This window comes from Rikenella microfusus DSM 15922, assembly GCF_000427365.1.
GTDB classification, from domain to species: Bacteria; Bacteroidota; Bacteroidia; order Bacteroidales; family Rikenellaceae; genus Rikenella; species Rikenella microfusus.
Map to the genome: position 1 here is coordinate 19,370 of NZ_KE386488.1, position 22,444 is coordinate 41,813.

General features: G+C 57.5%; 15 protein-coding genes. 10 read left to right on the top strand and 5 right to left on the bottom strand.

The features are described from left to right. The first annotated feature begins 55 nt into the window (after nucleotides 1-55). The 7 genes from RIKMI_RS0100930 (at nucleotide 56) to RIKMI_RS12500 (ending at nucleotide 12,475) form a co-directional block, all read left to right on the top strand. Nucleotides 56-2,269: a DUF4906 domain-containing protein gene (locus tag RIKMI_RS0100930; RefSeq protein ID WP_084135127.1), complete on the top strand. Its 2,214-nt coding sequence runs from the start codon at nucleotides 56-58 to the stop codon at nucleotides 2,267-2,269. Nucleotides 2,270-2,572: 303 nt separating this feature from the next. Then, complete coding sequence (locus RIKMI_RS0100935) at nucleotides 2,573-4,888, top strand: DUF4906 domain-containing protein (RefSeq protein WP_027290108.1); 2,316 nt, start codon at nucleotides 2,573-2,575, stop codon at nucleotides 4,886-4,888. Nucleotides 4,889-5,813: 925 nt separating this feature from the next. After that, a complete protein-coding gene (locus RIKMI_RS12495; RefSeq protein WP_037291284.1) occupies nucleotides 5,814-7,298 on the top strand; it encodes a potassium/proton antiporter in 1,485 nt (494 codons plus the stop codon). Nucleotides 7,299-7,389: 91 nt separating this feature from the next. Continuing rightward, the gene (locus RIKMI_RS0100945; protein ID WP_027290109.1) at nucleotides 7,390-8,490 is read left to right on the top strand and encodes a 6-phosphofructokinase; all 1,101 of its coding nucleotides are present in this window, start codon (nucleotides 7,390-7,392) and stop codon (nucleotides 8,488-8,490) included. 122 nt (nucleotides 8,491-8,612) lie between these two features. Then, nucleotides 8,613-9,323 (top strand): GIN domain-containing protein, encoded by a 711-nt coding sequence (locus RIKMI_RS0100950; protein WP_037291286.1) that lies wholly within the window; start codon nucleotides 8,613-8,615, stop codon nucleotides 9,321-9,323. A 13-nt stretch (nucleotides 9,324-9,336) separates the two neighbouring features. Next, nucleotides 9,337-10,893, top strand: coding sequence for a YifB family Mg chelatase-like AAA ATPase (locus RIKMI_RS0100955; RefSeq protein WP_027290111.1), 1,557 nt, complete (start codon nucleotides 9,337-9,339; stop codon nucleotides 10,891-10,893). Between the two features lie 13 nt (nucleotides 10,894-10,906). After that, complete coding sequence (locus RIKMI_RS12500) at nucleotides 10,907-12,475, top strand: ComEC/Rec2 family competence protein (RefSeq protein ID WP_037291288.1); 1,569 nt, start codon at nucleotides 10,907-10,909, stop codon at nucleotides 12,473-12,475. Here the strand turns inward: RIKMI_RS12500 and hydE are convergent. Both hydE and RIKMI_RS12505 read right to left on the bottom strand, forming a co-directional pair. Beyond that, a complete protein-coding gene (gene hydE, locus RIKMI_RS0100965; protein WP_245584924.1) occupies nucleotides 12,421-13,464 on the bottom strand; it encodes a [FeFe] hydrogenase H-cluster radical SAM maturase HydE in 1,044 nt (347 codons plus the stop codon). The two genes, RIKMI_RS12500 and hydE, sit on opposite strands and share 55 nt — an antisense overlap. Further along, the gene (locus tag RIKMI_RS12505; protein WP_147288460.1) at nucleotides 13,461-14,546 is read right to left on the bottom strand and encodes a CapA family protein; all 1,086 of its coding nucleotides are present in this window, start codon (nucleotides 14,544-14,546) and stop codon (nucleotides 13,461-13,463) included. The genes hydE and RIKMI_RS12505 overlap by 4 nt, the downstream gene beginning before the upstream one ends. A 98-nt stretch (nucleotides 14,547-14,644) precedes the next feature. Between RIKMI_RS12505 and RIKMI_RS12510 the strand changes: the two genes are divergently transcribed. Next, complete coding sequence (locus RIKMI_RS12510) at nucleotides 14,645-15,319, top strand: TatD family hydrolase (protein ID WP_147288459.1); 675 nt, start codon at nucleotides 14,645-14,647, stop codon at nucleotides 15,317-15,319. A gap of 2 nt (nucleotides 15,320-15,321) precedes the next feature. Beyond that, nucleotides 15,322-16,053 carry a tRNA threonylcarbamoyladenosine dehydratase gene (locus RIKMI_RS0100980; RefSeq protein WP_027290113.1) on the top strand — a complete coding sequence of 244 codons (732 nt, stop codon included), beginning with the start codon at nucleotides 15,322-15,324 and terminating at the stop codon, nucleotides 16,051-16,053. 12 nt (nucleotides 16,054-16,065) lie between these two features. Here the strand turns inward: RIKMI_RS0100980 and RIKMI_RS12515 are convergent, their stop codons facing one another. Both RIKMI_RS12515 and RIKMI_RS0100990 read right to left on the bottom strand, forming a co-directional pair. Then, entirely contained in the window at nucleotides 16,066-16,866 is an 801-nt protein-coding gene (locus RIKMI_RS12515) for a DUF5106 domain-containing protein (protein WP_051214184.1), read from the bottom strand. A gap of 702 nt (nucleotides 16,867-17,568) precedes the next feature. Further along, the gene (locus RIKMI_RS0100990) at nucleotides 17,569-18,888 is read right to left on the bottom strand and encodes an acetyl-CoA hydrolase/transferase family protein (protein ID WP_027290114.1); all 1,320 of its coding nucleotides are present in this window, start codon (nucleotides 18,886-18,888) and stop codon (nucleotides 17,569-17,571) included. A 105-nt stretch (nucleotides 18,889-18,993) separates the two neighbouring features. Here RIKMI_RS0100990 and RIKMI_RS12520 point away from each other — a divergent pair, with 105 nt between their 5' ends. After that, nucleotides 18,994-19,932, top strand: coding sequence for a YncE family protein (locus RIKMI_RS12520; RefSeq protein ID WP_051214186.1), 939 nt, complete (start codon nucleotides 18,994-18,996; stop codon nucleotides 19,930-19,932). Between the two features lie 1,346 nt (nucleotides 19,933-21,278). Here the strand turns inward: RIKMI_RS12520 and RIKMI_RS0101005 are convergent. Next, nucleotides 21,279-22,253 (bottom strand): deoxyhypusine synthase family protein, encoded by a 975-nt coding sequence (locus RIKMI_RS0101005; protein WP_027290116.1) that lies wholly within the window; start codon nucleotides 22,251-22,253, stop codon nucleotides 21,279-21,281. Nucleotides 22,254-22,444: the final 191 nt, after the last annotated feature.

The following is a 22,444-nucleotide window of genomic DNA, read 5'->3' on the forward strand; positions in this document are numbered from 1 at the left end:
CCCCTTGCGTATCGACAAGGTCTTCTGATTCTTCGATTCGAGATATAATCCAGGTATGAAAAAGATAATCTTACTACTCTTACTGATTGCGGGGGCGTCCGTTTCCTGCCGCCGTAGCGGGGGGCCGCAGGGAGACGGGGCGGGGCTGACCGTTTTCCGGTTGAATCCCGGAACGATCGGCCTGAAACAGACGAAAGCGGTTTCGGTGCAGGAGGACGCTTTGGCCGACGTCGCCGTATTGCAGTTCGACGCTTCGGGCCGGTTCGTGAAATACATTTATAAGGGCGGCACGGTGACGGACAACGAGCTGGTGCTCGATTTGGTTTCGGGTGCGGAGCAGACGGTCGTTTTCGTGGCCAACGTGGCGGACGACGCCCCGTTCAAAGGGTTCGGGGGCACGCTCGGCGAGTGCCGGGCGCTGACCCGCAGCGTTGCGGACGAAGCGGCTCTGACGGCCGGCGGCAGGCTGCCCATGTACGGCGAGTACCGAGGAACGATCGACGGCGGACAGACCCGCGCGGCGGTCGTGATGAGACGTGCGGCGGCCAAAATCGAGCTGAGTTACTGGGTCGATATACCGGATGCCGCGGATAAGCAGGTCTCTTTCACGCTCAGGAGCATTCGGTTGCGGAACGTGCCGCAGGTGATGTCGTATGCCGATCCGGCAGAGATATATCCGGCCGTATCGGCCGCTTTCGGGGATTATCCCGAGGTGCCGGTGGCTGTGCAGCCGACTCCGGAGGCGAAGGGTTCGCAGGTGTGGTACGTGCCCGAAAACAAACGGGGAACGGGAACGGCGGAACTTGCTTCGCAGAAGACCGCCGCCGCTTTGTCCCCCGGCGGCGAGAAGGCCACTTATGTGGAGATGACGGGGGATTACACGCAGGACGGAAAAACCGCAGAAGTGGTTTACCGCCTTTATCTGGGCGCCGATCCGGTGAAAGATTATAATGTAGTCCGGAATACGATTTACAGGATCGAGGCGGCGATCAAAGGGATAAATCTGGTGGATTTGCGTATTACGCCCATTCACCTGGTCGATGTCGAAGAGCCGGGCGTCGATGACGAACCGACTCAGGACGCCAGTTTCGGCGTGGCATCTCCGGCCAACTGCTTTATGGTCGTGCCGGGGTCGAGCGTAACGTTCGATCCCCGCATACAGGGCAACGGCGGCGCAGGGGCGCAGCCCATCGCTCCCAAAAGCATGGGCGTGTTGTGGCAGGAGGGCGACGGCGTCAATCCGCTGATCCGCAACGTAGCGTTCGCCCCCTCGCAGGCGACGGTCTATGCCAGCAGCAAGATCGCTCGCGGAGGTAATGCCGTGGTCGCCGCATACAGCGGAGAAAACTGTACGGGGGACATTCTTTGGAGCTGGCATATCTGGGTAACGGACTACCGGCCCGACGGCACGAAAGATTACGGTTTGGGCGAAAACTCTTACGCCTCGGTCGATGGCGGACAGGTGCATACTTACGGAACAAAGTTTATGGCAGCCGTAAAAGCCGTTACGCCGACCAGGAACCGCGTAATTATGGACCGTAATCTGGGGGCGGCCAAGGCTTATTATATTCCTCCCCAAGCGAATGATTCGGAAGCGCCGCTCGCTTTCGGTCTGGCTTACCAGTGGGGACGCAAAGACCCGTTCCCCCAATGGGACGGAGTAAGTACAACCTCTCCGGTTCCCGTTCCGATTTACGGAACGGACGGCAAAGTCCGGTTGGTTGAAAACGCCACCGACGGCTTCCGTAAGATACCGGGCCCGGTGACCCTGAACGATGTAATTAAAACTCCACTCACGTTCTATTATTCGGTTGCTGATCCGTCCGATTGGCTCACTCCTCAAAATAATACGTTGTGGGGCAACGGTACGGGAAAGAGCATTTACGATCCCTGTCCTGCAGGATGGCGCGTTGCACCGAACGACATATGGCAAGATTTTAAAGACGATGTTTTCCCGTACTATATACAAGGCGACCTCCGGGAGGATGGACTGGAAACGGAAAGTGCCAAAACCAACGGCAGACTTTACAGAATATCCGTCTCCGGTTCGGGTATCGGCGCTTGGTTTCCCGCTACGGGTTTTTATTTTGGAGGGAATGGTAATATTTTGCAGGGGGAACTGGTCGATGTCGGCAATAAGGGAGCATATTGGACATCTACGGCCAGTACTTATTATGTCCTGTATATGTGGTACGATATGAACAAAATCTATCTTTCGGGTGAAACTTATCGGAGCAATTCTCGTCCTGTACGGTGTATTCAGGAGTAGAGATCGGAGTACCATGGGTTTTGCAGGTTCGGGGCTGGCATGGGAGTAGGCCCAAACTAACCGTAGGGTTTTTCGCATGGGGCCTCCGCAGGCTGCGGCCCGTCCGCTGGCGCGGAAATGTGAATTAAACCGTACGGTTTATTTCAATGTTCTCCCTTAGTCAGGCCGAAGCCACCCCCGGCGTAGGCCTGCAACTGCGCGATGCTTGTTGCGGCCCCGCTGGCTCCGGCCATAAAATAAACCGTACGGATACAATAAAGGCCCCTACCAGGCAAAAAACGAAAATAAAATAAAGACTGAAATATGAAAAGTACGATTGCACTATGCTCGGCAGCCCTTCTGCTGGCATCCTGCACCAAGCGGATCGACGAAGGATTCGCAGGCGCAGGCGAACCCGTCCGGGTCGAAATCGGATTTGCCGTAGAGGAGGCGGCCTCTGCCTCGGACGGGGGCGGAAAGACGAAAATTTACGAAAACGGAGCCTTGGAGGTAGTCTTTTCGGAAGTCGCCGAAACGGAGCAGACCAAAGCATCCCTCGAACTGAAGAACGTCTGGACGATCCAATTCGATGCCGAAGGCCGGTTCGTAACCGCCGACAAGACACCGATCCTGCGGGCGGGCGAGAACCTGACGCCGACCTTGCGGGCGGGTAAAGGCCAAAAGCTCTATGTGGTGGCGGCCATGGACGATCAGACCGATTTTTCGACCGCTCTGGAAGGAAAAAGTCTGGCCGATTTCAGGAAACTGGCCGGAACGCTCGGCGCGTCGCCCGATATGGCGACCGCCGCAGGCATTCCGATGTGCAGCGACGAAGTGAGCGCAGACATCTATTCCAACGGCAAGTTCTTGGGCGATAAGATATTCAAGCTGAAACGGATAGCGGCGCAAATCCTTTTCACCGCCCGTATCGACGAGGCAGCCGGAGGGGATTATGCGATTACTTCGGTCAGGCTGGTCAATAAACCGAAAAACTTCTATTTCGCCGTGCCCGACGGGGCTACTTATCCGGAGGCGGAAGCCGGGAATTTCGAAGATGCGGCGGCGACCGGCGATGCGGAGGCGCAGCAGTCGTGGTTCGTGCCCGACAACGTGCGGGGGACGATAGCCAACGACGACCCGCTGAAAAAGGTGCCCGGAAGCCTCGGCGATTATTGCACTTACGCGGAGGTGCAGGTGTTGGACAGGCAGGAAAGTCGGCTGGCGACCCTGAAAATTTACCTCGGCGCCGACATGGTCGGCGACTTCAATATCCGGCGAAACAAAATCTATACGGTTACCTGTACGGTACATAATTTTTCGGCGAGCGGCGACCAGCGGGTGACCATCGCAGAAGATGTGGACGTGGTAGAGGCGAACTGCGGAATGGTGACGCCCGGCGGTGCGGCGATGTTCAGCGTCGAAGACCGCCAAAAGAAACTCACCGGAGCCGAGGCCTCGGGCCTTTCGCTGAAGCAGTGGGCGAAAGGGGCCGGTTATGTGCCGGTCGTTATCTGGCAGGACGGGCAGGGATTGGTGCAGAGCATCGGTTACGACAAGGAACAGGGGTATGTAACTGTTATGACCGATCGGAACAAAGGAGCCGGGAATGTTGTCGTCGGACTTTATCCGGCAGGTACGACGACTTCCAATTATACCGATAAAGATTGCCTTTGGTCATGGCATGTGTGGGTAACCGACTACCGTCCCGACGGCACGAAAGATTACGGTTTGGGCGAAAACTCTTACGCCTCGGTCGATGGCGGACAGGTGCATACCTATGGAACAAAGTTTATGGCGGCCGTGAAAGCTGTTACGCCGACCCGGAACCGCGTAATTATGGACCGTAATCTGGGAGCCACGAAGACTTATTATACGGCTCCGGCTTCAGGGGATAACACGGCCGACCAGGCTTTCGGACTGTTTTACCAGTGGGGTCGTAAAGACCCGTTCCCGCGTGCCCAGGGTTCCACGATCGATGCGGACGACGGTTCAGCCATAACAATCCCGATTTATGGCCCGGACGGAAAGACCGTTTTACCGGAAAACGGTGCCGGCTATAAAAAAGTGAATATTACGACCGGAGGAGTGATGTCAGGGAATATTTCTTTGGCTTACGCGGTCGCTCATCCATTGAGTTTTATTTATAGCGATGGTAATACGCGGGATTGGTATACTACTTCGACTACCAGCCAGAATCACGACTTGTGGGGCGACGGAAAAGAGAAAAGCGTTTATGATCCCTGTCCGGAAGGATGGCGTATCGCACCGGACGGCACCTGGAGCGATTTTACGCGGACTACGGATAATGCACAGCCGTTGAATGGTACATTCCCCTATTATATCGAGGGTTCACCGAAAGAAGACGGAGAATCAGGCGATTATGATATAACTAATGGTCGTCTTTATAAAGTTTCTGCTTCCGGCAATGGCGCCCCGATCGCTTGGTATCCCGTTCCGGGTAACCGTAGCAGCACCAATGGAGCACTGGGAAATGTCGGCTACAGTGGGTATAACTGGTCATCTACAGTCGCCATTAGCGGTTCTAATGCCCACTATCTGAATCTCAACACGCAGTACCTTACTACCTATTATACGACGTATCGTGCGTATGGTCTTCAGGTACGATGTATTCAGGAATAATGCGACCTACGGGAGCATAAAATCGCAGGGCAGGTCTTAGGGGGCCTGCCTTTTTTATTCCGGTACCGACCGGGCGGGGCTTTCGTTTTGATTTTACCGGCGAAACGAGGTTTGCGATGGGGGTCCGGGCTGGTTTTTCCCCGGTTTTGCTTTTACCAACGGGTTTGTTTCGGGGGCGTATCTTTGATCGGGTTCCCGGAGGCGGCCGTTGTCCGGAACCGCACGGCAAAATCATTCGAAAATCGTACGTTTTTTATTGATGCGATTCGGAAGAATCGCCGGCTTTCGCGCCCAAGCGGCAGAGCCGCTTCGGGGGGCGGGCGCAAAGCCGATACATTACGGCATTTAACCGTACGGTTTTAATTCAGGTTCCCGCGTGAGCGGGCGGGCCGGACGCCTCCCCACAGGAGGCCCGCAATTCGTCGCTTTACTCGCCAAACGTTGCGACCGCTCCCGGGCGCCCGACCCGAATGAAAATAATTGTACTGTTAAATTTGTAATTTATCGGTTTCACCCCGGAGCCAGCGAAGGCAAAGGTAGTTACAGCCGATTCGAATGCCGAGCAGCACCTCAAGCGACTATAAGCACCCTAAAATGCTGATTCGCTGCTATAACCTAAAACACCATACTGTTAAATATATGCAGGACACACCTGCGGAACACACCAGATTCGGGCCATTTCAACCCTCAACCCGCAACAGGTCCTACCCTGCTCTGCGGAAAACCACAGCTCGCCCCAGACATAAAGCCTAACCGTATCCCGCCCCAATCGCGCAGACTCCCCGATTCAGTCAGACGCTCTCCCCAACCATTCCGATCAATCGCAGAGATTCTCCGTTTTCTTTTTTCAGGACAAAAAGTTGGCGTAATTTTTGTAAATTAGCACGCAAGCCAAATCAACTTCCAAAATCCATATTTCAAGCGCATGAATATCACAGCGGGAAACATCATTCTGATCGGATCAGTTCTATTGTTTGTCAGTATTTTAGCAGGCCAAAGAGCCTATAAATTCGGCGTTCCCGCTTTGGTTCTGTTTCTGGCGGTAGGGATGCTCGCCGGGACGGACGGCATCGGCGGCATCAATTTCGACAGTCCGGGCATCGCCCAATTCATCGGCGTCATCGCCCTGAACTTCATCCTGTTCTCCGGCGGTCTCGATACCGAATGGAAATCCGTGAGACCCGTCATGTGGCAAGGCGTGATCCTCTCCACCGCAGGCGTACTGTTCACCGCCATCCTGACCGGCCTTTTCGTTCACTGGATCGTTCCCGGTTTTTCGCTGTTCGAAGGACTGTTGCTCGGCTCGATCGTCTCCTCCACCGACGCCGCCGCCGTCTTCTCTATCCTTCGATCCAAAAGTTTGAAACTCAAACATAACTTGCGTCCCATCCTCGAATTCGAAAGCGGAAGCAACGACCCGATGGCCTACCTGCTGACCATTATCTGCCTGGGATTGGTCATGAACCCCGAAGCCTCGGTATCCGAAGCCATCGTCCGGTTTTTCGTCCAGATCGTCGTAGGCGGCGGAGCCGGCATCCTGTTCGGGATCGCAATGGTATGGATCGCACGACACGTCAAGCTGAGCTACATGGGCCTCTACCCCGTCATGATCATCGCCCTGATGTACTTCACCTACGCCGCGACGGACGCGATCGGAGGCAACGGCTTCCTGGCCGTATACCTGGCCGCCCTCTGGCTCGGCAACCACAAGATACCCCACCGCGCCTCCATACTCAGCTTCTTCGACGGATTCGCATGGCTGATGCAGATCATCCTGTTCCTCACCCTCGGCCTGCTCGTCTTCCCCAGCCAGATCGTTCCCGTTATCGGGATCGGGCTGCTCGTATCCGTCTTCATGATTCTCATCGCCCGCCCCTTGAGCGTCTTCGCCTCGCTGCTCTTTTTCAAAATGCCGCTGCGCAGTAAAACGTTCGTTTCGTGGGTCGGACTGCGAGGCGCCGTACCCATCGTGTTCGCCACCTACCCGCTGATCGCCGGTATCGACAAGGCGGGCATGATCTTCAACATCGTTTTCTTCATCTCCCTGACCTCCATTCTGGTACAAGGCACCACCCTGCCCCTGTTCGCCAAATGGCTGAAAGTATCCGAACCCGAAGAGAAGATGATCGGCAGCAAACCGGAAATCGACCCTTCGGAAGTTTCCGACCTGATCGAAATCCGCGTCGCCGAAGGCAACGCCTACGCAGGGCGTCCCGTATCCGACGCCCCGTTCCCCGACGGCGCCCGCATCACGCTCCTCAGACGGGGCGATGACCATATCATCGTCACCGGATCGACCGTCCTGGAGGCCGGCGACCGACTGATCATCGCCAGCCAGAACCGCGACGATGCCGAACAGGTGTACGAAATGCTCACCTCGGCTGACGGAACCCGCGACACCGAAAATTAACCCTATCTTTATTCCGGTCCGATTGGGCGCGTTCAAAAAAATGTTTACATTTGTAGCTGTTTTTGAAACGTAAAAAAGACCCTATCGAAACATGAAAAGAGTTTTAGTTGCAACGAGCGGCGGCGACTGCCCCGGCTTGAATGCAGTCATCCGCGGCGTAGTCAAACGCGCGGCGCAGGAAGGGGACTGGGAAGTGCTTGGCAGTATCCAGGCTTATAACGGTATCCTGTGGGAACCCACCGAGGTCAAAGTGCTCGACGAAGCAGCCGTGGCCGGGATCCACTACCGCGGCGGTACCATCATAGAAACGACCAACAAAGGGGGTCCCTTCGCATGGCCCGTGTACAACAAACACCTCGGTCAGTGGGAATACGTGGACCGTTCGGACGAAATGATCCGCAAACTCCAGTACATGGGCGTCGAGGCGGTCATTTCGATCGGCGGCGACGGGTCGCAACGTATCTCGCAGCAGCTTCAGAGCCAGGGTCTCGACATCGTAGGGGTGCCGAAAACCATCGACAACGACCTCTCGGCCACCGACTTCACTTTCGGTTTCCAGACCGCCGTGCAGATCGCTACCGACGCCGTGGATAAACTGGTGACCACCGCGGCATCGCACAACCGGACATTCATTCTGGAAGTGATGGGCCGCAACACCGGCTGGATCGCCCTGCATGCGGCCATCGCCGGGGGCGCCGACGTCTGCCTAATCCCGGAAATCCCGTACGACCTGAACATCGTGCTCGACAAACTGAAAAAACGCTACAACTCGAAGGGACGCGGTTCGGCCATCATCGTCGTCGCCGAAGGGGCGCTGCCCAAAGACGGGACCGTACATGCCGCCGCCGCTACCGAAGTCGGCTACGAAAACGTGCGTCTGGGCGGTATCGCCTACGACCTGAGCCGCCAGCTGAAAGCCGCCGGATTCGAACCGGACATCCGCGAAACCGTCCTGGGTCACATCCAGCGCGGGGGCGTGCCGATCGCATACGACCGCGTGCTGGCTACCCAGTTCGGCGTCAAGGCGTTCGAATACGTTCTGGAAGGCAAATTCGGCCACATGGTATCGTACCGCCACCCGGACATCATCGCCGTGCCGTTCGAAGAAGCCGTGGGACAGTGCAACTACGTGCGTGCCGACAGCGACATCGTGAAAGCCGCCCGCGGTTGCGGTATCAGCTTCGGCGACTAATCCCGCGTGATATACGCCGGCCCCTGCCGACTATTATTTTTATAGACCCGCCTTTCATTATTATCATGAAAGGCGGGTTTTTATTTTTGGGAATCCCCGGAAAAACCATACATTTGAATACTATGAAAATATCCCGTCTCCCCCTTCTGTCGGGCCTCGTGTGCCTCATGGCCTTCGGAACCGTCCGGAGCCACGCCCAGCAAATTATCGAAACTGAACCGCTGGCCCCGTTCACCATACTGAATACCGACGGCCCGATCCGGATCGAACTGATTCCGGCTGAAGAAAACCGGATGCAAATCATGCTGTGGGGTATCGACGCCAAAGGCATCAACTGGCGCATCAAAGACAACGCACTGAACGTCGCCACGCGCAAAGGACTCGTCAATAAGCGGGCCTATGCCGACATCAAACTATACTACCGCGAACTGAACCGTATCGTCATCACCGGAGGCGAAGTGACGGCCAAAGATCCGATCCTCTGCTCCAGCCTCTATCTCGAAGCGGAAAGCTCCGTCGGCAAAATGGACATAGTCGCCGAGTGCAACGACGTAACCGTCCGCACCAGCGGAGATAACGTTGTCAAGGTCAGCGGTACGGCCGAGTACGCCACCTATCAGGCCCGGCTGGGCAGCCGCATCGAATGCCTCGACCTGTCGGTCGGCAACGTGACCGCCTCCGCCTCCGGGAAAGCGGAAATCCAGCTGCGGGCCAACGAACTGCTCGACGCACGCGCCGTAACGGGCGCCAACATCTTCTTTACCGGCGAACCCATGACCCTCCACATCAAAAAAGCGACCATGGGCGGCGTGGAGTCGATCAACAATTTGTAAAAACCGTCCCGGAATGCTCGTCAAAACATACAGCAGCACCGTGGAAGGGATAGACGCCCGGACGATCACCGTCGAAGTCAATCTCTCGCCGGGCATCCGGTTTCTGGTCGTGGGTCTGCCCGACAACGCCGTCCGGGAGAGCCAGCAGCGTATCACCGCCGCATTCGCGAATAACCGGCTGCACATGCCCGGATTCAATATCCTCGTCAATATGGCGCCGGCCGACATGCGGAAAGTCGGTTCCCATTACGACCTGCCCATCGCCGTCGGCATCCTCGCCGCATCGAAACAGGTCGCGAGTCCCATGCTGGAACGGTACGTGCTGGTCGGAGAACTTTCGTTGGACGGCGCCCTGCTGCCTGTAAAGGGAGCGCTACCCATCGCCGTACAAGCCTGGAAAGAGGGATTCGAAGGCATTATCCTGCCGGAAGCGAACGCACGGGAAGCCGCCGTGGTACAGAACCTCAAGGTATATGGCGCCGCCGATCTGATGCAGGTCGTCGCCCTGCTGAACGGCGAGCCGGTACCGGAACCTACCGTGATCGACACACGGGCGGAATATTTCTCCAAATTGGACGACTTCGACATCGATTTCCGGGACGTCAAGGGGCAGGGAGAAGTGAAACGCGCGCTGGAAATCGCCGCAGCCGGAGGCCACAACGTGCTGATGATCGGCCCGCCGGGAGCCGGAAAAAGCATGCTCGCCAAACGGATGCCGACCATAACCCCGCCGATGACGCTGGCCGAAGCGCTCGAAACCACCAAGATACACTCCGTCGCCGGAAAACTGGGCGACAACCATTCCGGCGGCCTGCTGACCGCCCGGCCGTTCCGGGCACCGCACCACATCACTTCGGAAGTCGCGCTGGTCGGCGGCGGCGTACCGCCGCAACCCGGCGAAATCTCGCTGGCGCACAACGGTATCCTCTTTCTGGACGAACTGCCCGAATTCAACCGCCGGACACTGGAAGTACTGAGACAACCGCTCGACGAGAAACGGATCACCATCTCGCGGGCGAAATACAGCGTCGATTACCCCGCCAACTTCATGCTGATCGCCGCGATGAATCCCTGTCCGTGCGGTTACCGCACCCATCCGGAGAAGACCTGTACCTGCACGCCCTCCGCGCAGGCCCGGTATATGAACAAGATTTCCGGGCCGCTGCTCGACCGGATCGACATACAGGTCGAAGTCATCCCCGTAGCGGTGGAAAGCATGACCCGCCGCCTGCGCGAAGGGGAAACCAGCACGCAGATCCGGGAACGCGTCATAGCGGCCCGCGAACGACAGACCCGACGGTTGCAACGGGACGGATACGCGAACACCCACAACAACGCGATGCTGACTCCGGAACAGATGGAACGGTACTGCCGCCTCGACGACGAAAGCATCGAACTGATACGGCACGCCATGACGACAATGGGACTTTCCGGCCGGGCATACGACCGGATACTGAAAGTCGCCCGGACGATCGCCGACCTGGCCGGCTCCGAGGTCATACGGATCGACCACGTGGCGGAAGCCATCCAATACCGGAGCCTGGATTGCAGCCACCTGACCAACCACTAACCCCGGCCGCCGCATGGCACGTTTCACCCGGTCCAATACCCCGCTGCTCGAACCGGCCGTCTCCCTTATCGCCGGTATCCTCTCTTTCGCGCTTCCCGACCGAAGCGATAGCTACGCGGTTTCCGGCCTGGTGCTGGGCGGCCTGCTTCTCGCCGTCGTACTGGTCAAATACCTGTTCACCGACCGGATAGCCTCCTGGAAACGGATTCTGGCATGGAGCCTCTTTTTCTGCGCGGGCGCCGCAGGAGCCGCCCTGCACCGTACCGACCCCGCTCCCGCCATCGAACACCACGGCGAACGACTCACTTTCCTGGGACGCGTCGAAAGCATTCCGGATATCCGCGGACGCTGGTGCCGCAGCACCGCCACCCTCTTCTGTTTCGCCGACAGCATCAGCGGGCAATGGATACCGCTCGGCGATATTTTCGTCCGGCTCTATGCCGACACCTCCGCACGGAATCCCCGACTGCGGATCGGCGATATCGTCCGTGTGCGCGGACGCCTCTACGCCGCCGATTCGTCAGGATACGACCTTTACATGCGCCGCACGCGCGGCATCACAGCACGCTGTTTCGCATGGACGGTATCCCGGATCGGCACTGACACCACCTGGGGAACACGGATCGAATCATTGCGAAACAAGCTGGGAAACGAGTTATTGTCCGGCGATGCGACCTCTCCGGACGATGCAGGGAATATCATGCAGGCGCTCGCCATCGGGAACCAGTCCTATATCGACCCTCAGCTGAGGGACAGCTATTCCCGTACCGGCGTAGCCCATCTGCTCTCGGTCTCCGGCCTGCACGTAGGCATTATTTTCATGATCCTCAATCTGCTGTTCGGATGGATACGGTTGCTCCGACGCGGATATATCGCACTCGGTATCCTCGTTATCCTCAGTCTTTGCGGTTACGCCGTGCTGACCGGTCTCTCCCCTTCCGTCATCCGGGCCGTCGTCATGTTCTCGCTCCTGCAAACCGGACTGATGCTCTCCCGCTATACCAACAGTTTCAACACCTTATGCGCAGCGGCCCTTTTGATCCTACTTTGGAACCCTTATTACATTTACCACATCGGTTTCCAACTCTCGTTCGCCGCCATGGTCGGCATCATCACCCTTTACCAGCCCCTCGCCCGGTTCCGGATGCCGCGCCATACCCTTCTCCGTTGGCTGTGGTCGCTGACCCTGGTCGGTATCACGGCCCAAGTCGGAACATTTCCGCTGGTCATGTACCACTTCGGGCAACTGCAACTCGCCGGCCTGTTGCTCAATCCCCTGATCTGGTTTACCGTCCCGGCCATTATCGGCGGTTCGCTGCTCTATCTGGTCAGCCATTGGGAATGGGTCTTCGCACTGACCCGCACGGTTACCGACTGGCAAAACGCCGTCATCACCCGGATGGGCAGCCACGACTGGGTGGCCGTCACCGGCATCCGGCTCAGCGGCTGGGCATGCGCAGCCATCTACCTGGCGATCATCGCCCTGATCGTATGGATCAACCGCCGGAGCGCCCTCCGCACCCGCTCCTATTTTTCCCGCAACGCAGACACCGGCGCCCCGGCCGTCCGCACCGAGAAATGACGCGAATCGCCCCACCCACTGTCCAAAGCGACGTTGAACCCGCGCAAGTCCATGTCCTGCAACGGCTTGTTATCGTATAACTTATAGTTCGCCCGCACGACGGCAGGCGTCAGGTTGGGCATCATCACGTTCGCGCCCGCCGCTATGCCCAGTTCGCGCCCCTGCGGATGGAGGGCATGCAGGGCCGTCGTAGAAGCGATATTGATATCCGGCATCAGCAGCCGCAGCAACGCGATCATCCGCAAGGCCAGCCGCAACCGCTCGTCCCGCGCGAAAGCGCACGGCGCTTCGGCCAGCGGCGTGCCGGGAAATTCGATGTAAGGCCCCATGCCGCACATGTCGATATCCAGGTTCCTGAAAAACAACAGGTCGTCCGCCAAATCCTCGACCGACTGGTACGGCAGTCCGATCATCACGCCCGTGCCGACCTGGTAACCCTCCTCTTTCAACCACCCCAGGCATTCGAGCCGTTTTTCGTACCGGTGATCCGCCGGATGAAGCCTGGCATACAACTCCGGAGACGAAGCCTCAATACGGAGCAGGTAGCGGTGCGCTCCCGCCCCGAACCACCGCCGGTAGGTCTCCCGCTCCTGCTCTCCCAACGACAGCGTAATGCCCAATTCGCCGTCCGACAGCGTTTTGATTTGCCGGACCAACCGTTCGATTCGCTCCACGAACACCCCGTCCGTCCGTTCCCCGGCCTGGATCACCACCGAACCGTAGCCCGACCGCCAGGCGTATTCGGCCGCCGCCAGTACCTGTCCGTCCGTCAGCGTATAGCGTTCGGCCGCGCTGTTTCCGTTCCGTATCCCGCAGTACAGGCAATTTTTGCGACACCGGTTCGACAGTTCGATCAACCCCCGCAGATATACTTGATCCCCGACCGCACGGTTCCGCACCCGCACCGCCTCGGCAAACAGTTCCCGATCCGTCTCCGAATCCGAAAACGGAGCGCCCAACATCCCGATCAATTCTTCGCGCGTCATCATAATACCGCCTCATCCACCGCTCCGGCTATCGCCCGGTTATCCTCCAAAGCCCGGACGAACGCCAGGTTCGTCAGGCTGTCCATCCCGACCTCCGGACCCGACACATAGGCCGGCACCACATAATACCGCCGTCGTCCCCCCTCGGTCGGCCGCCATACCCAATGCGGCAGGCTCTCTATCGTCGGCTTGCGCGAGAACGAGAGACGGAGCCTTACATTCAGTCCCCCGTCCTGATACCGTTTCCGCTGGTTGGAGACGAAATTCCCCAGCGACCAGACCACCCGGGCCGACGTATCGACCGGCTGGGCTACGTGCGGGTGCGAACCGACCACCGCATCGATCCCCTGCCGCCGGCACCATGCCGCCAACCGCCGCTGCTCTTCGTTCGGCGAACGTCGGTACTCCTCGCCCCAATGTACGAACAGGACGATATGCGTGGCCGAATCCCGCCGTGCCGACCGCAACTGCTCTTCCAGACATACCGTATCGGTCTGGTGCACCACCATTCCTTTCGGCACCGGCAGGCCGTTCGTCCCGTAGGTCGCGTTCAGCAAGGCCACCCGAAAGCCCTCTTTTTCCAGTATCAGAGGCCGGCGAGCCGATGCCGAATCGACATATACGCCGGCATGGAGCATCCTCAACGAATCCAGCGTCCGCACCGTCGTCCGGATGCCCGACGCGCCCCGGTCGCAACAATGGTTGTTGGCAAGTACGGCCACATCCACTCCCGCCTCTTTCAGAGCCGCGGCCAGCGCTTTCGGCGAAGCGAAACGGGGATAGCCGCTGTACGGCCCTTTTTCCGCCAAAGTCGTCTCCAGATTGACGATCGCGAAATCCGCGCTTTCCCAAAACGGGCGGATATACCGGAAACAAGAGGCGTAATCGAACGAACCGTCCGGCAACCGCGCCGCCTCCACCTGCGGCAGATGCTGCATCACGTCCCCCGAAAAAACAAGGGTCAGCTCCGGCCTCGCCACCAACGGATCCAATACGGAACTGTCGTTCTTCGCAGGCGTTTTCGCCGTCCGGCCGCACGACAGGCAACAGGCGGCCATGACCAGGATGGGGATTTTCGAAACCATTTCGTTACATTTGTACGGCACGGGATTTTTCACTATATGTGTTGTCCGGCCCGGCCGTATTTCGTTTCATAAAGATACATTTTTTCGCGCCAGCCGCCATGTTTCCCCTGATAGACATACACACCCACCGACCGGAACCGGGCACGACCTGTATCCGGAATATCCGATTGCAGGGCACCTTCCCGGCCTGGCCGGAAACGGATCTCTTCTCAGCTGGCATCCATCCCTGGGACGCCGCCGAAGCGCAGGAAGGCTGGCTGGAGACCATCCCGGCAGACCATCCCCGGCTGCTGGCCATCGGCGAGACGGGCCTCGATCTTCGGGACGGTTACGCCCCCCGCGATGTGCAGGAGAAATGGCTCGCGAAACAGACCGACCTGGCGAACCGGTTGCGGAAACCGCTGGTCGTCCACAATGTACACGCTACGGAGGCCCTGCAAACGTTCCTGAAGAGGCGGGCCGCGGTTCCCGTTCTCCTGCACGGTTTCACCGGCAGTCCCGAAACCGCCGGACAATGGCTCCGGCAGCTGCCCGGCGTCCGGTTCTCGTTCGGGCCGGCCGTCCTGCGGTCGCCGAAAACACAAAAAGCCTTGCAATGGATTGCGATGGCAAAACCGAAGGCCCTGTTTTTGGAAACGGACGACGCTCCGGATGTCGATCTTCGGGAAATGTATAACTTTGCCGCTGCGCAGACCGGTCTGGACACGGACCGGTTGGCTGATCTCATACGACAGAATTTCAACGCCTTGTTTCCCAATATCCCACTTCGATGACGATGACAAATGCGCGGGCCTGGTGCGAGCGGACGGAATTGCTCCTCGGCCCTGATAAAGCCGAAAAACTGCGCCAGTCCCATGTGCTGGTGGTCGGGCTGGGCGGTGTAGGAGCTTACGCCGCCGAGATGATCGCCCGTGCCGGAGTCGGGCGGATGACCCTTGTGGACGCCGACACCGTAGGCATTAGCAACATCAACCGGCAGCTCGTCGCCCTGCACTCCACCGTAGGACAGCCCAAAGCCCGCATCCTGGCCGACCGGCTGCGGGACATCGCGCCGGACATCGAGCTGACCGTCATTCAGGAATATATCAAAGACGATGCGACAGACCGCCTGTTGGACAGCGGGCCGGGCTACGACTTCGCCGTCGATGCGATCGACACGCTCGCGCCCAAGGTCAATCTGATTCTGGGATGCCTCGGCCGGAGCATACCGCTGGTCAGTTCGATGGGAGCGGGAGCCAAAACAGACCCCACGCTGATGGAAATCAGAGACATCGGTAAATCGCACCACTGCCCGCTGGCGCATATGCTCCGCAAACGGCTTCACAAGGCGGGCATCCGTTCCGGTTTCCCTGTGGTATTTTCGCCCGAACCCGTCCGCGAAGGTTCGATGATCCTTTGCGAAGAGCAGAACAAGAAATCGAACGTCGGCACCATCTCCTACATGCCCGCCGTTTTCGGCTGCGCCTGCGCCTCCGTCGCCATACGTACCCTGCTGGGAGAGATGTGAGGTTCCCCGCCGTCAGCAACCGTGCCGCACAAGGTAAGCCTCCAGCTGATCGACCGAAGCGCAATCTTTCAGCAGCACGCGTTTATCCTTATCCAGCAGGTAAATCGACGGAATCGCCCGCAGGTCGTATAACGACTGCCTGCGCATGGCCAATCCGGCATCGTAACCGTTGATCCACTGCGTCGGGACTTCGCCCCGGTGCCTGCGCCACGCTTCGAGATCTTCGTCCGGGTAGATCGCCACGATTTTCAGTCTGCCCGCTGCCAGCCGTCCGCCGATCACAGGCGAAGCGGCCATCGCCGCCTGCAATTGTTCGCAGGCATGGCAATCCGGATTATTGATATAAACTAAGGTAAAAGGCGCTTCGATCCCGTATAAGGTGCCCTGCGTCCCGTCCGCCAGCGTATAGGTAAAATCCGCAGCAGGCCGCCCCACTCGGTTTTTGGAAGCCATTTCCAACCGGTAACGCGGCCGTACCTTTTCGACCGAATCGTAAAACGGAGAAGCGATAACCGCCTCCAGCAAAGGGATATAAAGTTCGTCGTTCCGCAGCCGGGAATTCGGGTCGGAAAGCGGGGGTGTCAGAAAAGCCTCCATTTGCCGGAAAGCGGTGCTGTCCCCCGCATAGAAATCGAGCAACGTATCGAGCACGTGGCGGGCCGAATCTTCCTGTCCGGTCATCGTCAGGTTCAGGAACGTGCGGAATTTGGCCTCCCGCTGCCAGGCGGCCTCCGGTTTCGGTTTCCGAGGAGTCCCCCCGCAGGAGGCCAGCCATACGGAAATCCCTAAAAGTGTCGGTATCGTCAGTTTCATTATCATCTCCGGTCAAATTTGGACAGCCGGACGCAATCGGGAGCCATACCCGACTTTATCCGGTTCCATTCGTACTCCTGGTTCTCAGTCATCTTCCCTCCTCCCCCGAAGCAACGGCTCAGGAACACGGATAGCGGTTCCCGATCTGCCGCCGCTATTCGCTGAACGTCCGCAGTACATCGCCATGACCTGTCAGTCCTTTGTACTCGGTTTGCAGGGCCGCTATCCCGAGTTAGCCGAAATTCGGCGTAATTACAATCAGGCCCGTACGCCAAGCGATACCGGGCCTCCGCGGACGAGAGTCACGGCCCGCCCGTTGGTGCGAAAACTTATTTCACACCCTACGGTTTTCAAACTACCCGTACCGACAGACGGACAACCGTTACCTCCGGTATTGGGTCAAAGATACGCATTGTTTACGGAATGTTTGCGGGAAAGCGGCTCCAGAGGCAGAGGTCCCTTGCGAAAGAACCTACAATTAAATTGTAAGGTAAGTATATAGACATTACCCAAAGATCTCCCTAAACGGCCCTGCGCCCAAGCGGCTACGCCGCTTCGAGGATGGGTGCGGGCCGAAATATACTGAAAATCAGGTGTGCATATGATCATAGGGTAAAGTCGTATATACTTATCTTTCAAAATAAAACCCTCTTCCGTCTCGGACAGACGAAAGAGGGTGAAAAATACGGATAACGGACAGATTTATGCCTCGCAGGTCATCTTGATATAGGTATGGTGCGGCCCGAAGCGTTCGAACGCCGCCTTGTCCAGCTCCTCCCGGTGCGCCGGATTAGCTACGCTGATAATCAGCCGCGCCCGTTCCTGCAACGTTTTTCCGTAAAGGTTCACCGCACCGTATTCGGTCACGAACCAGTGCATGTGCGCCCGGGTCGTCACCACGCCCGCTCCGGGATTCAGCACCGGGGCGATCTTGCTGATTCCCTTGTTGGTCGTGGAAGGCATCGCCACGATCGCCTTGCCGTTCTTCGAGAGCGACGAACCATAGATGAAGTCGATCTGTCCCCCGACGCCCGAATAATGTTTCGTCCCGATCGAATCGGCGCACACCTGCCCTGTAAGATCTACCTGCAAAGCCGAATTGATCGCCGTGAAATTCGGGTTCTGCGAAATGATATACGGGTCGTTGGTATAGCCCACATCCATCATCATCACGCCCGGATTGTCGTCGATGAAATCATAGACCTTCTGCGACCCCATCAGGAACGTCGAAACCATTTTCCCTTTGTCCGTCACCTTGTTCATGCCGTTGATGACGCCCGATTCCACCAGCGGAAGCACCCCGTCGGCGAACATTTCGGTATGGATACCCAGGTTTTTGTGGTTCTTCAACTGCGCCAGCACCGCGTTCGGGATCGCCCCGATACCCATCTGGAGGCAGGCTCCGTCCTCGATCAGTTCGGCGCAATGTTTGCCGATCGCCGTTTCGATCTCGTTCGGCGCGGTGAACGGCGCTTCGATCAGCGGAGTGTCGTCTTCGCACCAGATGTCGATTTCCGACATGCGGATCATCGCCTGCCCGAAAGCCCTCGGCACATGCTTGTTGATTACGGCGATTACCGTATCCGCGCATTCGACGGCCGCCAGCGTCGCGTCTACCGACGTTCCCAGCGACACGTACCCGTGTTTGTCCGGCGGCGATACCTGAATCATCGCCACATTGATCGGCAACGCTCCGCAGCGGTACAGTTTCTGCGTCTCGCTCAAAAATACCGGAATGTAATCCGCATACCCTTCCTGTGTCGCACGGCGCAGGTTGCTGCCCACGAAAAACTGGTCGGACTGGAATATCCCCTCGTATTTGGCATCGGCATAAGGCGCCGGTCCTTCCGTATGGAGATGATGGATATGCACGTTCTTGAGTTCGCCGCGGTCGCCGCGCGCGCAAAGCGCCCGGATCAGGCACTGGGGCGCACTGGCCACGGAACTCAGATGGACATGGTCGCCGCTTTTGACGACTTTCACCGCCTCGTCGGCCGAAACGATCTGGATGTTAGGGTTCATAAACTTTCGGTATGCGTTAGTTTTTGTAGTGTAATGGTTCTTGCTGATTGACAAATTTAAAGAAAATTAATTATCTTTACTGCAAGTATTGTGAAAGAAAAAACAATGAAACGCATTTCCTTTTTCGCCGCAGCGCTTACCGGCCTGCTCCTGGCGACGACCGTTCCGGCCCGGGCCTTGACGGCCGGATCCGGCAAAGCCGAAGTGTATACCGTGACCGAACATATCCGCTTTAACGAAGGCACGCTTCCGCTGAAACACGGCGGCATACTGCTCTCCAATTTCGGAACCGAAACGTTCGACCCGCTCAACAAAGAGGGCAAAGGTTACATCGTACTGCTCGATAAAGAGACCAAAGTACTCTTTCCGGCCACGGGAGCGCTCAACGCGCCGAAAGGAATGGCCGTCAAGGACGACTGCCTGTTCGTGGCCGATGTGGGATGCGTGGTCGTATACAATATGAAGCAGCCGGAACAGAGGCCCGTCAAAATCGCTTTTCCGGAAGGGGAACTGTTCGTGAACGATATCGTGGCGCTGGGCGATTTTCTGCTGGTATCGGTCACCAATACGGGACATCTCTATTCGATCGACGTGAAAGACTGCGGAACGATCTGGAGCGCGCAGCGGCCGAAACCGAAAAAAGTGGCCGACATACCGGGTGCGAACGGACTGGCGGAACACGAAGGGACGCTCTATGTCGCATCGTATGACCCGAATGAAAATCCGGGCGAGCAAAATGTCATTTACGCCGTGGACATGACCGTTCCGGGCAGCAAGCCGCTCAATCTGATCGGTTCCCGGTACGGGCAATACGACGGAGTGGCCGTTTCGCCGGACGGGTCGAAACTCTATTTCAGCAACTGGAAAAACGCGGAAGGGAAAGCCGAGGTCGGTTACATCGACCTGACGCCGGACAAGAAAAACGCCGTCACTGTTCTGGATGTGGGCGTGGAACTGCAAGGCCCGGCGGATATCTGTATTTCGGACGGGTATCTCTTCATTCCCGATCTGCCGGCGAACAAACTGTACATCATGGCCTTGTAACCGGCTGTCGGATACAGGTCGGGAAACACCTGCCGAAAACACCGATACCGCATTCCGAGCTGTTGTCCGTTGCATTCCGGAAAGTTCCGGAATGTTTTCAGGGAAGTTTTTCGCCCGGACGGAAAATTATTGTCTTTTGTGATACGGTATCCGAAAAGAATCGACATGGTATGCGGTGCACTGCCACATACCGGTAATCCGATGATCGGACGTCCGGGAACGACCGCTATGCGTCCGCTGGCACAGAAACTTAGTTCAACTGTACGGTTTTTGTCATTCGGGTCGGACGCTTGGGAGGCCGCTCCGAGTTTATGAAGGTCGCGGGCCTCCCGAGGGGGAGGCGTCCGGCCCGCCCGCTAACGCGGGAACCTGAATTAAAACTGTACAGTTAAATGGCAGGGACATGCCTTGCGATCTTCAGGTCGCGCGGGCCGCAGTCTCCCGCAGCGGAGGCCCGGTGCCGCCCGGCACTCGAGCCGGGCTGTAAGTACCCTATTCTCCGCAAGCTACGACTATGGTCAAACAAACGTAGGGTTAAAATACCTCATTTATCGGCTTTGCGCCCACCCCCCGAAGCGGCGTAGCCGCTTGGGCGCGAAAGCCGGCGATTCTGAAGAATCGCATAAATAAAAACGTAGGTTTAACAAAGTACTCCCGGCTTCTTACTTTGTATCGAAGTACGGGCAAAGGCTGCTAACCCGGGAATGTGCGGTTTTCCGTTCCGACGGAAGTCGGGAACGGGGAATCGCATTCCCGGCGACTTCTTTGCTTTCTTTCTTGGTCGCACAAGAAAGAAAGTGCCTCCGCGGCATGAGCGGGCGAAGAAAAAACAAACGCCCGTCGGCGACAAACCTACAATTAATCCTACGGTTAAATTTATCGATTTTTCGATCCGGAGCCAGCGAGGGCAAGACCGAGTTTTGCGAGTGTTGCAGCCCTTCGCCGAGGATGGTTGCCGTTCCGGCTTCCTCCTGGCGCCTCGGCCATACGAACAAGTTCGATGGCGCTCGGCTGCTGCGTCGGTTCGGGCTGGCCGCTACGCGGACAAATAACCGTACTATTCCCAGGTTTCCGATACACCGGACACTCCGACCGGGCGGCAGCTACCCCGTTTCGGGAATCGTTTCAGACCGATAAAAGACAGACCGTATAGAACGACAGGTTTCAAGCAATACCTGTTCTATTTCCCATTCTCCGCCAGACTAAAATTCCGCGGCAAAAGAAAACCCGAAGTCCCATTACATTTCACCGGAACAACCCGCCGGAACAACAATCCCCCAACGAAAAGCCCGGTTTCTTTCGGCAAGAAAGAAACCGGGCTTTTCGTATCGGAATCCGATGCGGCCTTATTGGCCCAAAATATAGGCGAACATCAACGGCGCCACGATCGTCGCATCGCTTTCCACGATAAACTTCGGCGTATCGACATCCAGTTTACCCCACGTGATCTTCTCGTTCGGTACCGCCCCCGAATACGAACCGTAAGAGGTCGTCGAATCCGAAATCTGACAGAAATAGGCCCAGAACGGCGTCTCCTCCCAGCCCAAATCCTGATACATCATCGGCACGCAGCAAATCGGGAAGTCGCCCGAGATACCGCCCCCGATCTGGAAGAAACCCACGCCCTTGCCTCCGCTGTTCTGCTTGTACCAGTCGCAGAGGAAGATCATCGTCTCGATCCCCCCTTTGACCGTCGAAGCCTTCATTTCGCCCTTGATGACATACGACGTGAAAATATTGCCCATCGTCGAATCCTCCCAGCCCGGCACGATGATCGGCAGATTTTTTTCGCACGCCGCCAGCATCCAGCTGTTTTTCGGATCGATCTCATAATACTGTTCCAGCACCCCGCTGCGGATCAGTTTGTACATGAATTCGTACGGCAGGTACCGTTCGCCCTTGGCATCCGCCTCTTTCCATATCTTTTCCATATGCCCCTGCAAACGGCGGAAAGCCTCCTCCTCCGGAATGCAGGTATCCGTCACGCGGTTCAGGTGATTGTCCAGCAACTCGCGCTCCTGCTCCGGCGTCAGGTCGCGGTAATGCGGCACCCGTTTATAATGCGAATGGGCCACCAGGTTCATCAGATCCTCCTCCAGATTCGCCCCCGTGCAAGTAATGATCTGCACCTTGTCCTGACGGATCATCTCGGCCAACGAGATGCCCAGCTCGGCCGTGGACATCGCCCCCCCGAGCGTAATCATCATCTTGCCGCCGGCATCCATATGCGCTTCGTAAGCCTTGGCCGCATCCACCAGCGCCGCAGCGTTGAAATGACGGTAATTGTGTGTAATGAACTGTGAAATCGGTCCTTTGCTCATTTTCGACAAATTTAAGATTGTAAAGACTGATACGAAGGTACGATATTTATTTCGCATAATGAATCTCTTTTCCTGTATCCTCGCGTCAGCAGTCAGCCCGGAGGCTCCGTCCGAGCTTTTGCCGGCTGTAATTACCCTATGTAAACCCGCGCGGCTCCGGACCGAACCCTAAACAATGAAATCCGATTATA